19 protein-coding genes and 1 pseudogene are annotated in these 21,595 nt (G+C 62.5%); 9 read left to right on the forward strand and 11 right to left on the reverse strand.

Annotated features, from left to right (window positions below):
* Positions 1–15: 15 nt before the first annotated feature.
* Positions 16–1,623, reverse strand: a complete 1,608-nt coding sequence (locus tag ACN0TK_RS08005; RefSeq protein WP_417308945.1) for an EAL domain-containing protein — start codon at positions 1,621–1,623, stop codon at positions 16–18.
* 126 nt (positions 1,624–1,749) lie between these two features.
* On the reverse strand, positions 1,750–3,519 hold the full coding sequence (aspS, locus tag ACN0TK_RS08010; protein WP_417308946.1) for an aspartate--tRNA ligase: 1,770 nt from the start codon (positions 3,517–3,519) through the stop codon (positions 1,750–1,752).
* Between the two features lie 179 nt (positions 3,520–3,698).
* On the opposite strand from aspS, the gene rnd reads away from it, so the two are divergent.
* A complete protein-coding gene (gene rnd, locus ACN0TK_RS08015; protein ID WP_417308947.1) occupies positions 3,699–4,862 on the forward strand; it encodes a ribonuclease D in 1,164 nt (387 codons plus the stop codon).
* A gap of 2 nt (positions 4,863–4,864) precedes the next feature.
* On the opposite strand, the gene ACN0TK_RS08020 is transcribed toward rnd, so the two are convergent.
* The 4 genes from ACN0TK_RS08020 to ACN0TK_RS08035 are packed head-to-tail and all read right to left on the reverse strand — an operon-like array spanning position 4,865 to position 10,464.
* On the reverse strand, positions 4,865–6,400 hold the full coding sequence (locus tag ACN0TK_RS08020; RefSeq protein ID WP_417308948.1) for an exopolyphosphatase: 1,536 nt from the start codon (positions 6,398–6,400) through the stop codon (positions 4,865–4,867).
* Entirely contained in the window at positions 6,397–8,568 is a 2,172-nt protein-coding gene (locus ACN0TK_RS08025) for an RNA degradosome polyphosphate kinase (protein WP_417308949.1), read from the reverse strand. The genes ACN0TK_RS08020 and ACN0TK_RS08025 overlap by 4 nt, the downstream gene beginning before the upstream one ends.
* Complete coding sequence (locus tag ACN0TK_RS08030) at positions 8,561–9,301, reverse strand: hypothetical protein (protein WP_417308950.1); 741 nt, start codon at positions 9,299–9,301, stop codon at positions 8,561–8,563. The genes ACN0TK_RS08025 and ACN0TK_RS08030 overlap by 8 nt, the downstream gene beginning before the upstream one ends.
* Positions 9,298–10,464, reverse strand: a complete 1,167-nt coding sequence (locus tag ACN0TK_RS08035) for an AI-2E family transporter (protein WP_417308951.1) — start codon at positions 10,462–10,464, stop codon at positions 9,298–9,300. The genes ACN0TK_RS08030 and ACN0TK_RS08035 overlap by 4 nt, the downstream gene beginning before the upstream one ends.
* 84 nt (positions 10,465–10,548) lie before the next feature.
* Here ACN0TK_RS08035 and purM point away from each other — a divergent pair, with 84 nt between their 5' ends.
* The 5 genes from purM (at position 10,549) to ACN0TK_RS08060 (ending at position 14,518) form a co-directional block, all read left to right on the forward strand.
* On the forward strand, positions 10,549–11,625 hold the full coding sequence (purM, locus tag ACN0TK_RS08040; RefSeq protein ID WP_417308952.1) for a phosphoribosylformylglycinamidine cyclo-ligase: 1,077 nt from the start codon (positions 10,549–10,551) through the stop codon (positions 11,623–11,625).
* Entirely contained in the window at positions 11,625–12,104 is a 480-nt protein-coding gene (locus tag ACN0TK_RS08045) for an AAA family ATPase (RefSeq protein ID WP_417308953.1), read from the forward strand. The genes purM and ACN0TK_RS08045 overlap by 1 nt, the downstream gene beginning before the upstream one ends.
* A 43-nt stretch (positions 12,105–12,147) precedes the next feature.
* Positions 12,148–12,702, forward strand: a complete 555-nt coding sequence (gene purN / locus ACN0TK_RS08050) for a phosphoribosylglycinamide formyltransferase (protein WP_417308967.1) — start codon at positions 12,148–12,150, stop codon at positions 12,700–12,702.
* Positions 12,678–13,481 (forward strand): alpha/beta fold hydrolase, encoded by an 804-nt coding sequence (locus ACN0TK_RS08055; RefSeq protein WP_417308954.1) that lies wholly within the window; start codon positions 12,678–12,680, stop codon positions 13,479–13,481. The genes purN and ACN0TK_RS08055 overlap by 25 nt, the downstream gene beginning before the upstream one ends.
* A gap of 131 nt (positions 13,482–13,612) precedes the next feature.
* Positions 13,613–14,518 (forward strand): DMT family transporter, encoded by a 906-nt coding sequence (locus ACN0TK_RS08060; RefSeq protein WP_417308955.1) that lies wholly within the window; start codon positions 13,613–13,615, stop codon positions 14,516–14,518.
* Positions 14,519–14,521: 3 nt separating this feature from the next.
* Here ACN0TK_RS08060 and cysK read toward each other — a convergent pair whose 3' ends face one another.
* The 4 genes from cysK to ACN0TK_RS08080 form a co-directional block, all read right to left on the reverse strand.
* Positions 14,522–15,574 carry a cysteine synthase A gene (cysK, locus tag ACN0TK_RS08065; RefSeq protein ID WP_417308956.1) on the reverse strand — a complete coding sequence of 351 codons (1,053 nt, stop codon included), beginning with the start codon at positions 15,572–15,574 and terminating at the stop codon, positions 14,522–14,524.
* 137 nt (positions 15,575–15,711) lie between these two features.
* On the reverse strand, positions 15,712–16,557 hold the full coding sequence (locus ACN0TK_RS08070; RefSeq protein WP_417308957.1) for a patatin-like phospholipase family protein: 846 nt from the start codon (positions 16,555–16,557) through the stop codon (positions 15,712–15,714).
* Positions 16,558–16,658: 101 nt separating this feature from the next.
* Positions 16,659–17,936: an ATP-dependent Clp protease ATP-binding subunit ClpX gene (gene clpX / locus ACN0TK_RS08075; protein WP_417308958.1), complete on the reverse strand. Its 1,278-nt coding sequence runs from the start codon at positions 17,934–17,936 to the stop codon at positions 16,659–16,661.
* A 174-nt stretch (positions 17,937–18,110) separates the two neighbouring features.
* Positions 18,111–18,737 (reverse strand): ATP-dependent Clp protease proteolytic subunit, encoded by a 627-nt coding sequence (locus ACN0TK_RS08080; RefSeq protein ID WP_417308959.1) that lies wholly within the window; start codon positions 18,735–18,737, stop codon positions 18,111–18,113.
* A 249-nt stretch (positions 18,738–18,986) separates the two neighbouring features.
* Between ACN0TK_RS08080 and ACN0TK_RS08085 the strand changes: the two genes are divergently transcribed.
* The gene (locus tag ACN0TK_RS08085) at positions 18,987–19,958 is read left to right on the forward strand and encodes a diacylglycerol/lipid kinase family protein (protein ID WP_417308960.1); all 972 of its coding nucleotides are present in this window, start codon (positions 18,987–18,989) and stop codon (positions 19,956–19,958) included.
* Positions 19,959–19,960: 2 nt separating this feature from the next.
* Positions 19,961–20,803, forward strand: coding sequence for a metallophosphoesterase family protein (locus ACN0TK_RS08090; protein ID WP_417308961.1), 843 nt, complete (start codon positions 19,961–19,963; stop codon positions 20,801–20,803).
* Position 20,804: 1 nt separating this feature from the next.
* On the opposite strand, the gene ACN0TK_RS08095 is transcribed toward ACN0TK_RS08090, so the two are convergent.
* Complete coding sequence (locus ACN0TK_RS08095) at positions 20,805–21,038, reverse strand: hypothetical protein (protein WP_417308962.1); 234 nt, start codon at positions 21,036–21,038, stop codon at positions 20,805–20,807.
* 147 nt (positions 21,039–21,185) lie between these two features.
* Here ACN0TK_RS08095 and ACN0TK_RS08100 point away from each other — a divergent pair.
* Positions 21,186–21,595, forward strand: a pseudogene (locus tag ACN0TK_RS08100) (cytochrome P450); the annotation flags it as partial.

A 21,595-nucleotide genomic window follows, 5' to 3' on the forward strand; every position in this document is an offset into this window, starting at 1 on the left:
AGCATCGGATTTCCGCTACGCGGCAGAAATCTGTCCTCGGCCAGTCACCGCGATCTGCCGGTTCGATGCCTTGGGACGTACCAGCGCCTTGGCAAGCTCAAGGAAGGCGCCGGCCTTCAGTGCCGGAGCAAAGAGATAGCCCTGCGCATGCAACACACCAAGACCGCGCAGATAGAGCGCCTGCTCTTCTGTCTCGACGCCCTCGGCGACAATGTCGGTTCCAAGGTCCCGAGCCATGGCCACGAGGCCGTCGAGTACGGGCACATGGGTCATGCCGGGCTGGATCATCTCGACGAAAATCTTGTCGAGCTTGATCACGTCGACGCCAAGCGTCTGCATATAGGCGAGGTTTGAATGGCCCGTACCAGCGTCGTCCATGGCCACCCGACAGCCCAGGGCATGGAGGCCAGCAATCACGCTGTTCGCCTGAACGAGCTGATCCAGCGGCTGGCGCTCGGTCAGCTCGAACACCAATTGGCGGAAGGCGATGCGGGAATCGGCGAAAATCGTGTGCACGTCGTCGACAATGTCACCGTCGCGGAAGTGCCCCTCAAACAGGTTGATCGAGATCTTCAGGTCAGGGTTTTCGGCGCACAAGTCAGACAGGTCAGTCTTGACCTGCTGCATCAGGCTGACCGTCATGGGGATGGCGAGCCCCGTCACCTCGGCATAATCGATGAACGCCCCAGGCGGTACGACATCGCCGTTGTTCTTCTCCCAGCGGCACAACACCTCGCAGCCGACCAGCGCGCCGGTGCGCAGGTTGATGACCGGCTGATAGTAGGGCTTCAGTTCGCCTGCCGCGATGGCGCGTTCCAGATCGAAGGCAGGCAGGTCGGAGCGCCGGACATATTGCAGCGCCAGAACGAGGAAAGCGCCGCACATCAGGCAGGCGATGACAGTGAAACTGGCGTCGAGATCGCCATAGTCAGCCCGCACGACCGCAAAGGGCACTGCAGCCGTCACCCGGAGCGGCAGTTCGCCGGCAAGCGCCTGGGCAGCCACATATTCAGTATTGCCACGCCGGTCATAGGCGAGAACGTCGCCGACCGAAACGATCTCGTCGCCATCAGTCAGCGAAAGACGGACCATGGATGTGGGCTTCAACCCGGCCAGCAGGCTTTCCGGCTCGGAGGCCAGCACCGGTGCGAAAGCGGACAGTTTGCGTCCACCATCGGCCTGTTGCGTGACCTTCAATGCGGGCATGCTCATTTCGCCGAGGCGAACGATGGAGATCGTTTCCGTGCGACCCGCGACAGAGAGCTCCTGGCTCAACGGAGAGTAATCGACCGCGCGCCCGAGTGCGTCGCAGTACTGAACACCGTCAGCGTTCTCCACCAACACCTGCTTGAGATAGAGGCTCGACTCCATCTGGCGGTGAACATTGGCGAGGAAGGACGGTGTGCACAGGGACGGGCTGTCCGCCGCAATGCGCTGCAGGGCGTTTATGGAGTCGTAGGCCGTGGTCTGCAAACGCGCGGCGATTGCGTCGGCGGCGCTTTGCAGCGTCGCGCGCTCTCGCACCCGGACGTAGGAATCGAGCAGGACGTCGACCGCCATCACCGGAAGGAACGCGCAAATTGCTGCAATCAGCATCAGCACATGCGAGTATTTCGACGTCACCGCTGTAAAACGCTCCCTGCCCGTCGCCACATGCTAGTGGCGACGGCTTAAGGGAGGTTTAACGACTGTTAACCCGCCGGTCATAGTGGCGCGTTGGGTTCACCTGTCGATGCTCTGTATTGATGCCTACTTTGGCTCAATGACCCGCAGGCTGAGTTCACGCAACTGCTTGGGTGCAGCGGGTGCCGGGGACCCCATCATCAGATCCTCGGCCTGCTGGTTCATCGGGAACAGCGTGACCTCGCGCAGGTTCTGCGCCCCGCACAGCAGCATGACTATACGGTCGATACCGAACGCCGCGCCACCATGCGGCGGGGCGCCATACTGGAAGGCGCGATACATGCCGCCAAAGCGCTCGATCACTTCTTCCTTGGTCGTGCCCGTCAGCTCGAAGGCCTTGATCATGGTGTCGGGCAGCTGATTTCGGATCGAGCCCGAGGCGATCTCGAAGCCGTTGCACACCGCATCATACTGATAGGCCTTGATCGACAACGGATCCTCGGTCTCCAGCGCCTTGAGCCCACCCTGCGGCATCGAGAAGGGGTTGTGGGCGAAATCGAGCTTCTTTTCGTCCTCGTCCCACTCGTAGAAGGGGAAATCGATGATCCAGCAGAACTCGTATCGGTCGAGATCGGTCAGCTCTAGGTCGAGCCCGACCTTGGCGCGCGCATCGCCGGCGAACTTGTAGAACTTCTCCGGCCGACCAAGGACGAAGAAGACGGCGTCGCCGTCTTTCAGGCCAAGCTGCTCGCGGATCGCAGAGGTGCGCTCTTCGCCGATGTTCTTGGCTATGGGCCCGGAGCCGGCACCATCCTTGAAGAAGATATAGCCCAGACCCGGCTGACCCTGCTGCTGCGCCCAGGCGTTCATGCGATCGCAGAAGGCGCGACTCCCACCGGTCGGCGCGGGAATGGCCCACACTTCAACCTTGTCATCCTTGGCAATCTGGTTGGCGAAGATCCCGAAGCCCGAACCAGCGAAGTGTTCGGTTACGGCCTGCATCTCAATCGGATTGCGCAGATCCGGCTTATCGCTGCCGTATTTGCGGATCGCCTCGGCATAGGGGATGCGCGGCCAGTCCTTGGTGACAGGCTTACCCTCGGCAAACTGCTCAAACAGCGAGGTAATGACCGGAGTCATCGTGTCCCAGATCTCTTCCTGGGTGACAAAGCTCATCTCCAGATCGAGCTGGTAGAATTCGCCGGGCAGCCGGTCCGCCCGGGGGTCCTCATCGCGGAAACACGGCGCAATCTGGAAATAGCGATCGAACCCGGCGACCATCAGCAATTGCTTGTACTGCTGCGGCGCCTGCGGCAACGCGTAGAACTTGCCGGGATGAATGCGGCTCGGCACAAGGAAGTCTCGTGCGCCTTCAGGCGACGAAGCGGTGAGGATCGGCGTCGAATACTCCGCAAACCCGTTCTCGCCCATCTTCTGGCGCATCGACGAGATGATCTGGGTGCGCTTGACGATATTGGCGTGCAGCGTCTCGCGCCGCAGATCGATGAAGCGATAGCGCAGACGGATATCCTCAGGATAATCCGGCTCGCCGAACACCGGCAGCGGCAGTTCCTGGGCTTCGCTCAGCACTTCGAGCTCGCGGATAAACACCTCGACCTCGCCAGTCGGCTGCTTGGCGTTCACAGTCTCCGGCGTCCGCGCCTTCACCTCACCATCGACGCGGATCACCCATTCGGCGCGCACCGTTTCGGCCAGCTTGAACGCTGCGGAATCCGGATCGATCACTAGCTGGGTCAATCCGTAGTGGTCGCGCAGGTCAATAAACAGCAAACCGCCGTGGTCGCGTACACGGTGTACCCAGCCACTCAGGCGCACATTATTGCCAACGTCGCCGATGCTCAGGCCTGCGCAAGTGTGGGTGCGATAGCGATGCATGTGGGTCAGTCTCTGTATGTGTGATTTAGGGCCGGATTCAGGGCCGGGAAAAGCGCATGCAGGGGCGCAATTGTCAAGTTGAACGCCCCGCTGACGCCCCCGTCGCACAATTCGGCGTTGGCAGCAATGCTCTGTGCCTGATATGCAGTTTTCCAAACGAAGCTGGCCGAAAGAGTCCTATGGACCTGATTACGACGACCGGCGATCTTGACGCCTTCTGTGCGCGGGCCGCCCGTTACGACTTCATCACCGTCGATACCGAATTTCTTCGCGAAACGACTTACTGGCCGAAACTGTGTCTGCTGCAGGCTGCAACGGTGGATGAAGCGGTTCTGATCGATCCGCTGACTCCTGGCATCGATATGTCGTCTTTCCTCACGCTTCTCGACAATCCGAACGTCCGCAAAGTCTTCCATGCGGCGCGCCAGGACATCGAGATCTTCGTCAAGATGAGTGGCAAGGTCCCGCAGAACATTTTCGATACGCAGGTCGCGGCCAGCGTCTGCGGTTTCGGCGACAGCGTCTCCTACGACAATCTGGTGCGGTCAATCACCGGCGTCGAGCTCGACAAGTCGTCCCGTTTCACCGATTGGGCGGCGCGTCCCCTGTCGGAAAAGCAGAAAACTTATGCGCTGGCCGACGTGACGCATCTGCGCGACGTCTATGCGGCACTGGTTGCGCGTGTTCAGGAAAGTGGCCGCAGCGACTGGGTCGAGGACGAGATGGGGGTCCTGAACTCCATTAGGACCTATGTGGTCGAACCCGAAAACGCCTGGGAACGCTTGAAATCGCGCCTGCACAAGCCGCGGGACGTGGCCGCCCTGCGCGAACTGGCCGCCTGGCGCGAAAAGCGGGCGCAGGATACCGATCAGCCGCGCAGCCGCGTGCTGAAAGATGATGCCCTGGTCGAACTGGCGACGCAGCGGCCGCAGTCGCAGGAGGCATTTGAAAAGCTTCGTGCGGTGCAGCGCGGTTTCGGCCGCTCATCTGCTGCGGGCGAGATCATCGATGTGATCAAGCGCGTCGAGGCTCTGTCGAAGAACGAGTTGCCCAAGGCGCCGGACCGCTACCGCGGGCCATCTCCGAAGGGCGCTACGGGGGATCTACTGCGTGTGCTGCTGAAGTCAGTCGCAGAGCAAAACGGCGTTGCCCCTCGCATCATCGCGACTTCGGACGATATCGACTCGATCGTGCTCGACGATGCGGCTGACGTCCCTGCCCTCAAGGGTTGGCGCCGCAAGCTGTTCGGCGAGAAAGCTCTGGCGATCAAGAGCGGCAAGCTCGGCCTTGCGGCGAGCAAGAAAGGCGTCATCGAGATCGAAGTGCTCGACGACGAGGACTGAGCCTAGCCCTCGACGACCACTTCGGTGCCTTTGACACCGGGCGCCACCCCAGCCAGTTGATCCAGCCGCCCGCGCAGATGCTCACCATCGAGAAAGGCGAGATCGGGTGGCAGGTGCAGGCGCAAGACTGATTTTTCCATTGAGAAATGCGTGCGCGGCAGGACGCCCGGCATGGCAGCCGACATCGGATAGGCGACACGAAATCCTGCGCCGATCAGGCGTGCCCGGGGGCTGAGTTCAGCCGCCAGCGACAGCACGGCATTGTCGGGCGCCTTCTTCAGCCCCATGTAGCGCACGGCGAGCACCTCGGCGAGGAACGCTCGCCCTGGATGATCGACGCCAGTGGCTGCGCCATAAGCCACCATGTCCACGGCCTGTTCGCCGCGATAGTCCGGATGGCCGCGCCAGCCGATGTCAGCGAGAAAACAGACGGCCTGACGCAGGCGCGTGTCTTCCGCGGTCTCTTCGATCTCTAGGGCCTCGAACAGCCCAGCGGTGAACGCAATAAGATCGTCTGAATGCGCCGGCGAGCGCGAGCGCAGGATGCTCATGTCTTCGGCCATCTGCAGCAGCGGGTCCTTGGATTTTTCATCCGCATCGAGCAGACCGTGCAAATAGCCTTCGCGCACGCCCAGCGCCGAAAACAGCACCTTGTCGAACTTGCCAGCCTTCAGCACTTCGATCATGACCGCCGCGCCGAAAGGCACCAACTCGCGCCGACCGGAGCTGGCAAACTCGGAGCCGGGGTAGTTCTTCGCCGAGTCGGCGTCGACGATTTCCTCGCACAGTTTCAGCAGATCGCTGGCCTTGACCGCGTAGTTCTGCACCATGTGCAAGGGATAGCCACGCAGCTGCTGGTGCACCTTGGCGAGTGACCGCCAGGTGCCGCCGATCGCGCAGAAATCGCCGCCCTGCCCGGTCAGAAGTTCCGACTTCTTCAGCCGCTGCTTGGCGAGGCTTTGTGCCTTGCTGGCCGACCCATTGCTGTCGTCCTGCATGCGAATGACGCCCAGGCCATGGGTCTCACCGGTGGAGTCGTCGCCTGCGTCGACGCCAGACAGTTCCAGACTGCCGCCACCGAGATCGCCGACGGTGCCGACAAATCCAGGCATGCCCGAGATCACACCCAGCGCAGCGAAATGCGCCTCTTCGGCACCGCTGAGCACCGTGACTTCGGTCCCCATGGTGCGTTGGACGGCCGCAACGAACTCGGCTGAGTTCTCGGCCTCACGGACAGCAGAGGTTGCCAGAATGTGGGTCTGGCCGACCTTCATCAGTTTGGAAACAAGCGCGAAACGCTTGATTGCTGTGAGGGCGCGCTGAGCGTTTTCCGGCGCAATCTGCCCAGTCGCCGCAACGCCGCGCCCCAAGGCGCAGGCGGTTTTTTCGTTGTATAGCGTGGTCAGCGCCCGTGACAGCCGCTCGTAGACCACAAGACGCACGGAGTTGGAGCCAATATCGAGCACAGCGACGGGTTTGCCGCCCTTGATGCGGCCCTGCGCGGTCGGATCGGCGTCAACGCCCCAGTACTGGTTCACTCGTCACTCTCGTCGCTGTCGCGCCGTAGCGCGGTGCCTCGACCACTTAGGCTGGCGTTGGTCATGAAATAGTTGTGCGCGCTGTAAGGTACTTCGCCCTCCTTCAGTCGCACGCGATCCGAACTTCCATCGGGAAGGACCTCCCACACCTGCTGGTTGTCCTTGAGATAGGCGACCATCATCCGGTCCAGTATCTGCTTATGCACCGTCTTGTTGAGGATCGGAACCATGACTTCAACACGCCAATCCAGATTACGCTGCATCAGGTCCGCCGAGCTCATCAAGACCTTGGCGCGGCGCGACGGCATCGGCTCGCCCTGACCGAAGCAGAAGATGCGGCTATGCTCCAGGAAGCGACCGACGATCGAGCGCACGCGAATATTGTCAGAAAACCCGGGAATGCCGGGGCGCAAGCAGCAAATGCCGCGTACGATGAGTTCAATCTTCACGCCCTTTTGGCTGGCATCGTAGAGTGCATCGATGATGTCGGGATCGACCAACGCATTCATTTTCAGCCAAATGCTGGCGGGCTCACCACGTTCCGCAAACTCCACTTCGCGCTCAATATGCTTGAGCAGCGTATCGCGGAGCGTCACCGGCGAGAAGGCGATCTCCTCCATCTCTGCGGGTCGGGCATAGCCAGTGATGAAGTTGAAGACGCGCGCCACGTCGCGGGTGATCGCCGGCTCGGTCGTGAAATAGCTGAGATCGGTATAAATCTTGGCCGTGATCGGATGATAGTTGCCGGTCCCTAGATGGCAGTAGCTCACCAGCTTGCCGCCCTCGCGCCGCACGACCTGGCTCATCTTGGCGTGGGTCTTCAGCTCGATGAACCCGAACACCACCTGTGCGCCGGCCCGTTCAAGGTCGCGCGCCCAGCGGATGTTGGCCTCCTCGTCGAACCGCGCCTTCAATTCCACCAGTGCGGTCACCGACTTGCCGGCTTCGGCTGCCTGGATCAGCGCCTTGACGATCGGACTGTCCTGGGAGGTGCGGTAAAGCGTTTGCTTGATGGCGACAACATCAGGATCACGCGCCGCCTGCATCAGGAACTGCGCCACCACATCGAAGCTCTCGAACGGGTGGTGGACCAGCAGGTCCTTGGCTTTGATGGCGGCAAAGATATCGCCGCTGAAATCGCGGATGCGCTCGGGGTAGCGCGGCAGATAAGGCGGGAATTTCAGGTCCGGCCGGGAGATGTCGCAGATCTTCGACGCGTCAGCGAGACCGAGAAAGCCTTCGACTTCAAAGACCTCGCTATCGGCAAAACCGAGCCGGTCACAGATGTGCCGCCGCAAGGCGCGCGGCATCTTCTTTTCGATCTCGAGGCGAATGACGAGCCCGCGACGGCGCTGCCGCAGGGCGGACTCGAACTCGACGACAAGATCCGCAGCCTCATCATCGATTTCAATTTCGCTGTCTCGAATGATGCGGAAAGCCCCCGAGCCCGAAATCTCGTAGCCGGGAAACATCTTGGAGATGAACAGATTGATGAGCGTGTCGATCGTAACGACCTCGACGCGGTCATCCGACGACAGGCTGCCCGGAAGCGTCACGAAGCGTTCCAGGTTCGACGGCACGCGCACCAGCGCGGTCAACGCCTGCGTGGTCCCGGCACGCGTCAGTTCGAAAGCGAGCGTAAAGCCGAGATTGGGAATGAACGGGAACGGATGAGCGGGGTCGACCGCAATCGGGGTCAAAACCGGGAAAATCTCGTCGCGGAACAGGCGCTGCAGCCAGGTGATCTGCTCGGCGCTCAGATCGTTGACTTCGTGGATGACGACATCGGCCTCTTCGAGTTCGTCGCGCAACTTGCGCCAGTGGTCCTGCTGTTCGAGATGCAGGTGCTGGGCAAGCGTGGCAATCTCTTCAAGCTGCTCCACCGGGGTCAACCCGTCGGCGCTGAGCTTGGTCATGCCGGCGCGTTGCTGCCCTTTCAGGCCAGCGACGCGAACCATGAAGAACTCGTCGAGGTTGTTGGCCGAGATCGAAAGGAAACGCAGTCGCTCGAGCATCGGATGATTGACGTTTCCCGCCTCCTCCAGAACCCGCATGTTGAACTGCAGCCAGCTGACCTCTCGATTGACGAAACGCGCCGGACTGCGCCGGAGCTCGGACACGTCGGGTCCGGTGCCAATCTCTTCGGAGATCTCAGCCATTTCATTCATCGTCGTCGCCTTCCAGGTCCAATGCAAGCTGCGAGCGGTCGTTTCGACCATCCCGTTCCGCCAGCACTTTTGCGGCCAGAGCGCGGGTCACTGCAGTGCCGCGTTCCAGCGCCAGTCGATCCAGCATGTCCGCTAGTATAACAGCCTCGTGCGGCGATCGCTCCATCCGTGCAACGAGATAGGCAATCACCTTGGGATCGACCGCCAACTGCCGGTCGGCGAACAGTTTCACCAGCATTTGCGACAGCTGGATGTCGTCGCTCAGCTGCAGGTGAAATTGCGCCGCGAGGCGTGCCCGTGACTTCAGGTCGGCCGTCTGAAAGGGCCATTCAGCCACAGCATCGCGGGCCGTCAGTAACAGGGGACGACGGTCGCGCATCGATTGGTTGAGCAGGTGGAACAGCGCCGGCTCTTCATACCCGGCGCGATCGGCATCCTCGATCACCAGGGGGGTGCTGCCGCCGACGCGCGAGAGTTCCTCTGCTGTGTCGGGCCCGGCATAGACAGCCCCTGCCCGCTCGGACCAGATACGGGCCAGATGCGACTTCCCCGACTTGGCCGGCCCTTGCAAAAGGGTCATCGGCCCTGACCAGTCAGGGAAAGCGATCACGTGACCGTAGGCGAGCTCATTGCCTTCGCCGACAATAAAGTCGTCTTCGGCATGCGACGGCTCGTAGCCGAGGTCGAGCGCCATTTGGCCACGGCGCAACGGGCGCTCGGTCGCCGACATCATTTGGCCGTGCGGCGTGCCTTACCGCGCGACGGCTTGGGGGTCGGCTCACTCGGTGGTGGCGCAACAGGGCCGACGAGTTGTGTGGCCGGCGCGCCGTTGGCATCAAGGCCCAGATATAGCGAGGAATTGCGGTATTTGGTCAGCGCATATCGTGTCAGAACGCCGGAAATCGCTGCGAGCGGCACCGCCAGCAACAAGCCAACAAACCCAAACAACAGACCGAAGGCGAACAGCGCGAACATCAGCCACACCGGATTGATGTTGATACTCTGGCCAACGAGCTTTGGATAGAGCACGTTGCCCTCGAGAAACTGGCCGACCATGTAGATCGTCAGGATGACCAGAACCATAATCCACTGATCGGGCCAGAACTGCACGATTGCAATGGTCATCGACAGCACGAAGCCGACAATGAACCCGACAAAGGGAATGAAGCTCAGCAGGCCGCCGATCAGCCCAATCGAGAGACCGAAGTTCAGTCCCGCCACGGTCAGCGCCGTGGAATAGAAAATGCAGAGTACCAGAATCACGCTGCCCTGCCCGCGGATCACTCCGGCCATGGCCTGATCGATCTGCTTGAGCACACCGAGGATCTCATCCTGGTGCTGGCGCGGCATCAGATCGCGGGCTTTCTCCGTCATCCGCTCCCAGTCGACCAGCAGATAGAACGCCATCACCGGCGTGATGAAGAGCACGGCAATGGTGTTCAGCACCGTCAGTCCGCTCGCCGCCAGCGTTGCGGTGAGTCCGCCGACAATCTCGACACCCCGACCGATAAGCTCGGTCAGGCTGCTCTCGAGTTGCGCGGTCCGCTGCGGGCCGAGCCATTCAGTAAGTTGCGGCGCCCATTCCTGCAGCAGTCGCTGCACATCGGTTATGTAGCCGGGCAGCAGCGAGACCAGGCTCGCCACCTGCTGAGCCACGAGCGGCACCAGGGCCAGCACCAGACCGGCGATTATCGCTATGACGATGCCCAGAACGATCAGGGCGCCCCAGGCCCGCGCGATATGCAGCCGCTGCAGCAGGTTGACGATGGGGTTCAACAGATAGGCGATTGCCAGCCCGACCACGAAGGGCAGCAGAATTGAGCGGAACACCCAAATGAGAAGAATGGTGGCCAGGAAGAGGCCAATCCATATCAGCACCTGATTCCGTAGGGTCATAGTCGGGGCCATCTCTTGCGTGCGCGTGGTTGAGGGGCTATCAGCGCGTTAAGTATCGTGCCGCTCCCGCATAGCATAGGGCCCATGTCCGACGCGCAAAAACTGCCATCAAACGGGCTCTCTTACAAGCAGGCCGGCGTTGACATCGACGCCGGCAATGCTCTTGTGGATGCCATCAAACCGGCTGTCCGGTCTACCCGTCGTCCCGGTGCGGATGGCGAAATAGGCGGATTCGGCGGTCTTTTCGATCTCAAGGCTGCCGGATTCAAGGATCCGGTGCTGGTCGCCGCCAATGATGGCGTCGGCACGAAGCTGCGCATTGCCATCGAGACCGGCAACAACAGCACAATCGGTCAGGACCTTGTCGCCATGTGCGTCAACGATCTGATCGTCCAAGGCGCTGAGCCGCTGTTCTTTCTCGACTACCTCGCTACAGGCAAACTCGATGTCGCCGCCGCGACGGCAATCGTCGAGGGAATTGCCGAAGGCTGCCGTATTGCCGGCTGCGCGCTTATCGGCGGCGAGACTGCCGAAATGCCGGGGATGTATCACGGCAAGGATTATGATCTCGCAGGCTTTGCCGTCGGCGCCGCCGAGCGCGACGCCCTGCTGCCGCGCGCCGATATCGCCGCCGGAGACGTGCTTGTCGCCCTTGCATCTTCGGGCGTCCATTCCAATGGCTACTCGCTGGTGCGCCGAATCGTCGAAGTTTCGGGGATCGACTGGTACCTGCCGGCGCCCTTCGACGAGACCGTCAGCCTCGCCGACGCGCTGCTGACTCCTACGCGCATCTATGTGCGCCCGCTGCTCGCCGCGCTGCGGGCCGGCAAGAGCATCAAGGCGTTGGCCCATATCACCGGTGGCGGCTTCATCGACAACATCCCGCGGGTGCTGCCCGAAACGCTTTCGGCGCATGTCGAGCTCGACAAAATCTCGGTACCGCCAGTTTTTGGCTGGCTGGCGCGCGTCGGCGGAATCGACGCGACGGAAATGCTGCGCACCTTCAACTGCGGCGTCGGCATGCTTGTCGTCGTGCCGGCCGAGGAGGTCGAGACCGTGGTGGCTACTCTCAACGAGCAGGGCGAAAACGCCACCGTGGTCGGCCGACTCGTGCCGCGCGACGGCGACGCGGTCACCTTCGAAGGCGCTCTGGCTCTTTAGTGACCCAGCCCTCCGGACGGCTGATCGTCATCGGCGGCCTGCCGGGCTCGGGGAAAACCACGCGGGCCCTGGAACTGGCAGCATCGACGGGCGGCACGCGTCTGTCGCCGGACGACCGGATGGAGCGGCTCGGCATCGACATGTGGGACAGCGATGCCCGCGCCCGCATCGAGGCGCTGCAGTTCGATCTGGCGGTGGACTTGATCCGGCTCGGTGGCGTTGCCATCATTGAGTGGGGCACATGGGCGCGGGAGGAGCGCGACCGCCTTCGGCGCGCTGCCCGAGACCAGGCCGCCCGCGTCGAACTGGTCTGGTGCAGCGCCCCACCGGACGAGCTGTATGCCCGCATCTCTGCTCGCGACCGTGAGCAGCCACCCATTTCCCGCGCCCAGATCGACGAATGGGCCCGGATCATCGAAACCCCCACGGCGGAGGAGCATTCCCTGTTCGACCCGCCCCTTGAGGCCCCACGTGACTGACAAGAAGCGCGTTGCCATCTTCATTTCCGGACGCGGCTCCAACATGTCCTCGCTCATCGATGCAGCGAAGGCACCGGACTATCCGGCCAAAATCGTTGGCGTTTTCGCCAACAAGCCCGATGCGGGCGGCCTCGCCACGGCCAAGGCCGAGGGCATCGCAACCGCCTGGCGCTGGCATCTCGACTACCCCAGCCGCACCGGCTTCGAGCTGGCGATCTCCGATGTGCTGAAGCTCTGGCGCCCTGACATCATCTGTCTTGCCGGCTTCATGCGCCTGCTGACCCCCGAATTCACCCGCAAGTGGGAGGGGCGGATGCTCAACATCCATCCATCCCTGCTACCCCGGCACAAGGGCCTCCACACCCATGCCGCGGCGCTCGCGGCCGGCGACAGCGAGCATGGTTGCACGGTGCACTTCGTGACCGCCGGCATGGACGAGGGTCCGGTCATCCAGCAGGCCAAGGTCCCGGTACTGCCGGGCGACACGGCGGAGAGCCTCGCGGCCCGCGTCCTCGTCGAGGAGCACAAGCTCTACGCCGAGGCGCTGGCAAAGTTCGCGCGCGGAGAGGTCAGATGGCCTGGCGAGACGACGACCTGACGGCGCTGGAGGCGGCGGCACCCTCCCTGCCCGTCCCCGACGAAACCCTGCAGGTCCCCGTCGACGGCGCATCCATCTGGTGCGCTCGCTTCGGTGCCGGCCCCGCCGTGCTGCTGCTCCATGGCGGCCACGGTCATTCCGGCAATTTCGCCTATCAGGTCCCGGCCCTCACCGCCGCCGGCTACCGGGTGGTCACCATCGATACCCGCGGCCACGGCCGCTCGACGCGGGACGCCCGACCCTTCAGCTATCGCCAGCTCGCCGCCGACGCCCTTGCCGTCCTCGACCATCTCGACATAGACCGCGCCGCCATTGTCGGTTGGAGCGACGGCGCCGTCACCGGTCTCCTTGCCGCCATGGCGAATACCGAGCGAGTCGCCGGGTTGTTCTTTTTCGCCTGCAATGTCGACGAGACCGGCACCCGCCCGTTCGAATTCACTCCGGTAATCGGCCGCATGCTCGGTGCCCACAAGCGCGACTATGCCGCCCTCTCGGCAACTCCGGACCAGTTCGACACCCTGTTCGAGGACGTCGGCCAGATGCAGTCCACCCAGCCCAACCTCACCGCCGCCGACCTCGCGACCGTCAACGTCCCCGTCTGGTCGGTGATCGGCGATGGCGACGAATTCATCACCCGCACCCACGCCGAATATCTGGCCGAAGCCATGCCCGGCGCCCGCTTCCGCCTGCTCCAAGGCGTCACCCACTTTGCCCCACTGCAGCGCCCGGACGTCTTCAACGCCGCAGTGCTGGAGTTTCTGGCAGAAACGCGTCCGTGACGCCGGGAGGCAGAACAAAGACCTGCCTCCCCGCACCATCACCGAAACTGATAGCCTCCATCGTCAAAATCGGTTCGACCGCATAGCGGGGCGCGCCTAGGGTCGCCAGGCTTTTTTGGAGACCCAACGCAATGCGCATTCGCTATTGGCTGCTGATCGGCCTGCTCGGCTCGATATGGGGCTGTTCGTTCCTGTTCAACGCGATCCTGATTCGCGAACTGAGCCCGCTGTGGGTCTCCACCCTCCGAGTTTCCGTCGGCGCGGTCATCTGCTGGCTCGCCATCCTCGCGACCGGGCGCCAGGTGCCACGTGATCTCGCGACCTATGCCCAGCTTCTGGTCCTCGGGCTCATCAACTACGCCATTCCCTTCGCGCTCTTCCCCTTCGCCGAGCAGACGGTCGCCAGCGGCCTGGTCGGTGTTATCAACGCCATGACGCCGATGACCACCGTGCTCGTGTCCCAGCTCTGGCCTGGCGGTGAGAAGGCCACCTGGAACAAGTGGCTGGGTGTTGTCGTGGGATTCGCGGGGGCCATCGTCCTGTCGCTGCCCGCCCTCGGTGCTGGCGCCTCGGGTCAGGTGCTCGGTATGCTCGCGGCTTTCGCCGCCACCATCTTTTACGCCATCACGCTCAACTACGCGCGTCGCTTCAAGGCGGTCGATCCTTTCGCCGTCGCCGCATCCTCGCTGACCGGCGCGGCCCTCGCCTCGGCGCCCGTGGCGCTGGCGGTCGCGGGACTGCCCGTCATCACCCGCGTCGAGACCTGGAGCGCCCTGTTCGGCATCGGCGTCTTTTCGACCGGCTTCGCCTTCCTGCTGCTCTATTGGCTGCTGCCGCGGGTCGGGGCGACCAACCTCTCGCTCAACACCTATCTCGCGCCGATCGCGGCCATCACGCTGGGCGTCGTGCTGCTGGGCGAGCGCTTCGAGCTCGTCCACCTCGTCGGCATCGTCATCATCTTCCTCGGCCTCGTCTGCATGGACGGCCGCATCTTTCGGCGGGGGATCGTGGCGCCGCCCCCTGCGGCCGGCGCCTGAGTGTCACGCCGCGGCTTCGGGCATATGCTGGCCGGGGGTGGAGAGCGAGATCTGGCGCTCTTCCTCGGTCATGTCCGCCGGCACGTCGGCAAACAGCGGCGTCGAGAGGTAGCGTTCGCCGGTATCGGGCAGCATACACAGGATCGTCGCGCCGTCCGGTGCATTTTCGGCGACCTTCAACGCCGCAGCAAAAGTCCCACCGGATGAAATTCCGACAAAGATGCCCTCCTTCTGGGCGAGATCCATGGAGCATTTCATGCCTTCGGGACCGGCGACAGTGATGATCTCGTCGATCAGGTTCTCATCCATGGCGAGGCCGGTCACACGGGGAATGAAGTCAGGGCTCCAGCCCTGGTAGGGATGCGGCTTCCATGCCGGATGGCTGTCGGCGGCAGAGCCATCGTCGCGACGTGCCTGCGGCTTGCCGCTCGACAGCATGGGTGCCCCATCGGGCTCGGTGACAATGATCTTGGTCTCCGGCCGCTCTTTGCGCAGAACACGAGCAACACCAGTCAGTGTGCCGCCGGTGCCGAAGCCGGTCACGAAATAGTCGAGACGCTCACCGTCGAAATCCTTGAGGATTTCCTGGGCTGTCGTGCGTGAGTGCACCTCGGGGTTCGCATCGTTCTCGAACTGCCGGGTCTGGAACCAGCCGTTCTGCGCAGCCAGCTCTTCCGCCTTGCGCACCATGCCGTTGGCGCGCTCCGCTGCCGGGGTCAGGATGACCTTGGCGCCGAGAAAACGCATGAGCTTCCGCCGCTCGACGGAAAAACTCTCGGACATGACAATGACCAACGGATAGCCGCGCTCGGCGCAGACCATGGCAAGCCCGATGCCGGTGTTGCCGCTGGTGGCTTCGACAACTGTCTGGCCAGGCTTGAGGGCGCCGGCCTTTTCGGCAGCCTCAATGACCCCGAGGGCCAGCCGGTCCTTCACCGAGCTGAGCGGATTAAAGGACTCCATCTTCACGTACAGCGTGACGTTTTTCGGCGCCAGCTTGTTGATCCTGACCACCGGCGTGTTGCCGATCGTGCCGATAATGCTGTCGAATTTCATGGGTCAGCCTCCGCTTTGTGCGGCGGAGCCTACTCCCCGGCGCCCCGCAGGCACAAGACGGACGGCCGATGAAGCGATAGTGCCGACCTTGCCGACCCTCTCGCTTGCGGCCCGTGTTCTCCGACAAAGGCAGTGGCTCAGTGCGACAGCCGATGCTCCATGCGCCATACCGCCATGGCGCCTTCAACAGCGCGCTTGAAATCGTCCTTCGCCGCGGCCGCGCTTTCGACAATCTCACGCACGCGCCAGAACTCCTGGGCGCCGAAAATACCGACCTCGGCGCGCACCAGCAGATAGGGCCGCATGTCGCGCACAACAGCGTCTACCAGACGCTGGGACATGATTTCCGTCGCCCCGATGGCTGCATCGAAGATGCTGGGCTCGACGACCGGCTGTGAAGGATCGGGATAGCGCTGGACGTCAATGCCGATGACCATATCGCATAACCCCTCCAGCCGGTTCACCGGCAGAGGGTTGGTGACGCCACCATCGACGAAGTAGCGTCCGTCGATCACTGCCGGGCGGAAGAGGCTCGGAATGGCCATGGACGCCGCAATGGCCGGCACGAGTGGTCCCGAGTCGAAGACCACCTCCCGCCAGTCGTGGTAGTCGGTCGCCACCACTTTGAACGGAATCTTCAGCGCCTCGAAGGTGTCCGGGAAATCGACGGGAAGGAAGGTCCGCGCAACATCGACTGCGTGGGGCTGCACGGAAAGGCCTCGGGCAAAGAGCTTTTGCAAATCCAGCGGATTGCGGCTCCAGAACGTGCTGGCAATCTGCTGAATCGACCCCAAGACCTCATAGGCGTGGGCGCGCAGTTCGGCGCCGGTCATGCCATTGGCCCAGCCCGCACCGATCAGACCACCGATAGACGCTCCGGCTATGGCCGCCGGTTTGAGGCCCAGTTCATCAAGCGCCTCGATATAGGCGATGTGTGCCAGCCCGCGCGCTGCCCCGCTTCCCAGTGCCACGCCAATACGCATGTCTTGCCTCGCTTGCTCAGCAGCGGGAACGGCCCACCACGAGAAAAAGGCCCCGCCATTTCAGGCGAGGCCTCGTCAACTTTTTGGCTAGCGCCGAACCATCAGGCGCTGGCCGGGGCGTCTTCCTGCTTGCGCTCGGCGTAGATGTACAGCGGACGCGCGTCCTTGCCGTTCACCACCTCCTCACTGATGACGACTTCCTCGACGCCTTCCAGCGACGGCAGGTCGTACATAGTGTCGAGCAGGATGCCTTCCATGATCGAGCGCAGTCCACGCGCGCCGGTCTTGCGCTGGATGGCATGCTTGGCGATCGCCAAAAGCGCATCCTCGTGGAAGGTCAGCTCGACCTCTTCCATCGAGAACAGCCGCTGATACTGGCGCACCAGCGCGTTCTTGGGCTCGGTCAGAATCTGGATCAGTGCCGCCTCATCGAGATCCTCGAGGGTCGCCAACACCGGCAGACGGCCGATGAATTCCGGGATCAACCCGAATTTCACAAGATCCTCAGGCTGCACGTCCTTCAGCAAATCGCCGACCCGGCGATCCTGCGGGTCCTTGACGGTGGCCGCAAAGCCGATACCAGCGCCCTCGCCACGTGCCGAGATGATCTTTTCGAGACCCGCAAACGCGCCGCCGACGATGAACAGGATGTTCGTCGTGTCGACCTGCAGGAATTCCTGCTGCGGATGCTTGCGCCCACCCTGCGGCGGCACGGACGCGACGGTGCCTTCCATGATCTTCAGCAGCGCCTGCTGAACGCCTTCGCCCGAAACGTCACGGGTGATCGACGGGTTGTCGGACTTGCGCGAAATCTTGTCGACCTCGTCGATGTAGACGATGCCGCGCTGCGCCTTTTCGACATTGTAGTCGGCAGACTGCAACAGCTTGAGAATGATGTTTTCCACGTCCTCGCCGACATAGCCGGCTTCGGTGAGCGTGGTGGCGTCGGCCATGGTGAAGGGCACATCGAGAATGCGCGCCAGCGTCTGGGCCAGCAGCGTCTTGCCGGTACCGGTCGGGCCGATCAGCAGGATGTTGGACTTTGCCAGTTCAACGTCCTGGTTCTTGGTCGCATGGTGCAGGCGCTTGTAGTGGTTGTGCACCGCCACGCTCAGCACCCGCTTGGCGCGGAACTGGCCGATGACGTAGTCGTCGAGAATCTTGCAGATCTCGGCCGGGGTCGGCACGCCTTCAGACGATTTCAGCGTCGAGGATTTGTTTTCCTCGCGGATGATGTCCATGCACAGCTCGACGCATTCGTCGCAGATGAACACGGTTGGGCCCGCAATCAACTTCCTCACCTCGTGCTGCGACTTTCCGCAGAACGAGCAGTAAAGAGTGTTCTTGGACGATTCGCCGGTGGTTGTGTCCTTGGACATCCTGTCACTCCCGGGAGTTCTGGCTCCCATTCCTGCGCTGGTTAACAAAGGCTAGCGCCGGATACCTAAACAAAATGTAAGCCCGGCCGACCTTAACGATCAGCCGGGACCCACACAATCACACAAGTGTCACAGTCGCGAAGCGCGATGGATTCACCTTAACGTGTAAACTCGTCACGAAGCCTCGGGAGCAGCGCGCTTTTCGAACACCTGGTCGATAAGCCCGAATTCCTTGGCTTCTTCGGGGCTCAGGAAGCGATCGCGCTCAAGGGCGTTCTCGATTTCCTCATAGGTCCGACCCGTATGCTTTTCATAAATCTGATTCAGTCGGCGCTTGAGGCCTTCGACCTCCTTGGCGTGAATCATGATGTCGGTGACCTGGCCCTGGAACCCGCCTGAGGGCTGGTGGACCATGATTCGCGAGTTCGGCAGCGAACCACGGAGGCCTTTTTCGCCGGCCTGGAGCAGCAGTGAGCCCATCGAGGCCGCCTGCCCCATCACCAGGGTCGAAACCGCCGGACGAATAAACTGCATGGTGTCGTAGATCGACAGACCCGCCGTCACCACACCACCCGGGGAGTTAATGTAGAAGTTGATTTCCTTCTTCGGGTTCTCGGACTCGAGGAACAGCAGCTGCGCCACGATCAGCGAAGCCATATTGTCCTCAACCACGCCCGTGACGAACACGATGCGTTCCTTCAGAAGCCGCGAGTAGATATCGAAGGCTCGCTCGCCGCGGTTGGTCTGCTCGACCACCATCGGCACGAGTGTATTCATATAGACGTCGACCGGATCTCTCATGTCGAGATTGCCCCTTGAAGTAAGAATCAGCGCTTACGGCCGATATGCAGTGACTGGCGCTTAACGCCGGGTAAAGCGACACATAGGCGTGCATGGCGCCCGCCGCAATACGTGGAGCTTGGCGCAAATTGATGCATAAACGGAAGCTGCCCAGGTGGGGAGGCCGCACTTCATCGGCTATTGCGACTACAAATATCGAAACTATCGCCCATCCGGGGCGTTCGTGACTGAGCGGTTCAGGGGGCGGGTTTGCAGCACAGCGATATCAGGATGAAGAAGCTATACGTGCTTCTCAACGCCAAGTCCGGCAGTGTGGGCACACTTGCCGGCTCCCCCGACGATCTGAAGCGGCAGCTCGAGCAGTCTGGGTACGAGGCCATCGTTGATGCCGATTCAGATGCGAGCTTTGCCGAGCGGATGGACCGCGCTCGGGCCAGCGATGCGGATACGGTACTGGCGGCTGGCGGCGACGGCACCGCTACGGCAGCAGCAGCGGTGGCGGTCGACAGCGGCAAACTGCTAGCTGTCCTGCCGCTGGGCACGGCAAACCTGCTCGGTCGCGATCTCGGGCTCGCCCTCGACCCCGAAACCTGGCTGGAACAACTGCCGACGCTGGTCCCACGGCAGGTCGATGTCGGTCGGGTAAACGGGCGTCTGTTCTTGCATAAGGTCGCGATCGGCTTTGTACCCGCCATTGCTGCCGGCCGCGAAAAACTGCGTGGCCGCAAGGACATCATCGCACAACTGGCTTTCTTGGGTTATGCGTTTCGGCGCATTGCGCGAGCGCGCCATTTTGCGATCGAGCTGACGCGCGACGACGGGCGCCCGCACATCGATCGGGTGCAGGCCCTGGCCGTCGCCAACAACCGATATGACGAGCAACTGGGCCATTTCTTCGCGCGCTCACAACTCGATGCAGGCGCTCTGACCCTCTATACGCTGGATCATCTCACCGTGCTGGGTTCGCTGCGCCTCGGCCTGGGTGTGTTCCTGGGACGCTGGCAGGATGATGCGGCGTTGACCGTCAAGACGGCCCAATCCGTCACCATCCGTTCGCGCCATCGCCAGTTGAAGGTCATGCTGGACGGCGAGGTCGAGACGATGGATACGCCGCTGCATTTCGAAATTCAGCCACGCGCGCTGACCGTTATGGCCGCCCCGGCCGCCGCGGGAGCACCACCGCCCGACGATCCTGCAACCGACGCGACTACGGACGCCTGATTATGCGCATAGCTCATCTTTCCGACCTGCATTTCGGCCGTCACGACGACAGGCTCGCTGCCGGGCTCGCCGACGAGTTGCGGTCGGTCGACCCCGATCTCGTCGTGGTCAGCGGCGATTTTGCGCAGGTCGGCAGCGCGCGCGAGTTCGCGGCGGCCCAAAGCTTCCTCAAATCGCTGCATGTGCCGTGGATGGCGGTGCCGGGCAATCACGACGTTCCCGCACGCAACCTGCTGCGGCGGTTTCTGGCGCCCTATAGCCTCTACCGGAAGTATATCGCCGACGAGATCGAACCCTTTGTCGAAATGCAGGGCGTCGCGCTGGCAGGACTCAACACCTCGCGACCGGTGCGGTGGGGGCTGAATTGGGCGCATGGGTCGATCAACCGCAAACAGCTGGCGCAACTCGAGGCGCGCTTTGCGGCAGCGTCCCCGGATGCGCTCCGGGTCGTCGTCGCGCACCATCCGCTCTTGCAGCCAGAAACGCCGGCCGAAAAACCGATGCGGCTCGTGGACCGCGCCGATCTGGCGCTCGAGACCTTTGCGCGGCTGGGTGTCCGGCTGGTGCTGTCAGGCCATTTCCATCTGTCCTACGTTCGCCATCACGAGGCGGCCGGGACGATCGGGACCGGTTCACCGACAGGCGGCCGTGCGGCAGCCCGTGCGCCGATTATTGTCGCCCAGGCCTCATCGACCATCTCGACCCGCCTCAGGGGAGAGCCGAACGCCTATAACCTGATCACACTCGGTCCGGCTCAGGATACGATCGATATCAGCGTCCGCGAATGGACCGGCGACGGCTGGATGACGCGAGAGGCCGCGCCGCTCGTCGTGCCGACACCCTAGCTCAGGCGTTGGAGAAGCTGACCGATACGCCCTTCTTGCGGAAATAGGCCTGCATGAGCTTGCGGCCCTGCCGATTGTTCTGCGCCAGCTTGGTGGGCTCGAACACGGCTTCCTTGACGCCTTCATCCGCCATGGCGACTTTCAGAACAGCGATGTTTTCGTCGAGGTCCTGATTGTCGGCCTTCAGCGAGGCATAGATCCTGTCGATCGCCTCATTCACACTCAGTTCGCTCACGGCTCGTCTCTCCAATTGCATCGGCGCCTGTCACTAGCCGAACAGACGACATCCGCAAGCGGTTTTTGCCGCATGGCGCTCCGCAGACCCATTGCGCGGTGTGGTGCAGTGCCTAATGTGCCACGATCATTACCAGACCAGTTGACCATGGCCGCCATTCTCCAGATCAAGCCGATTACCGGTGTTCCCGCCAGCCGTAGTGCCAGTGCCGAGCCACATGATCCGGCGTTCTTCCAAAACCCCTATCGCTTCTACGAAACCCTTCATGCCAAGGCGCCCGGGTTCTTCTGGGAGCAGTATGGCCACTGGTGCTTTGCCGACTTCAAATCAGTGAACGCCCTGTTACGCGACAAGCGGTTCGGCCGCGATATCCTGCATGTCGCGACGCGGGAGGAAATCGGGCTGCCCGGGCCCAAGGCGCACACTGCGGATTTCGATTTCACCGAGCGCTTCTCGCTGCTCAATCTCGAGCCGCCGGATCACACCAGGCTACGCACGCTGGTGAACCGCGCCTTCGTGTCGCGGAATGTGGAAGGCTTGCGGCCGAGGATCGAAAG

This window comes from Devosia sp. (assembly GCF_048261455.1).
In the GTDB taxonomy this organism is placed as follows: domain Bacteria; phylum Pseudomonadota; class Alphaproteobacteria; order Rhizobiales; family Devosiaceae; genus Devosia_A.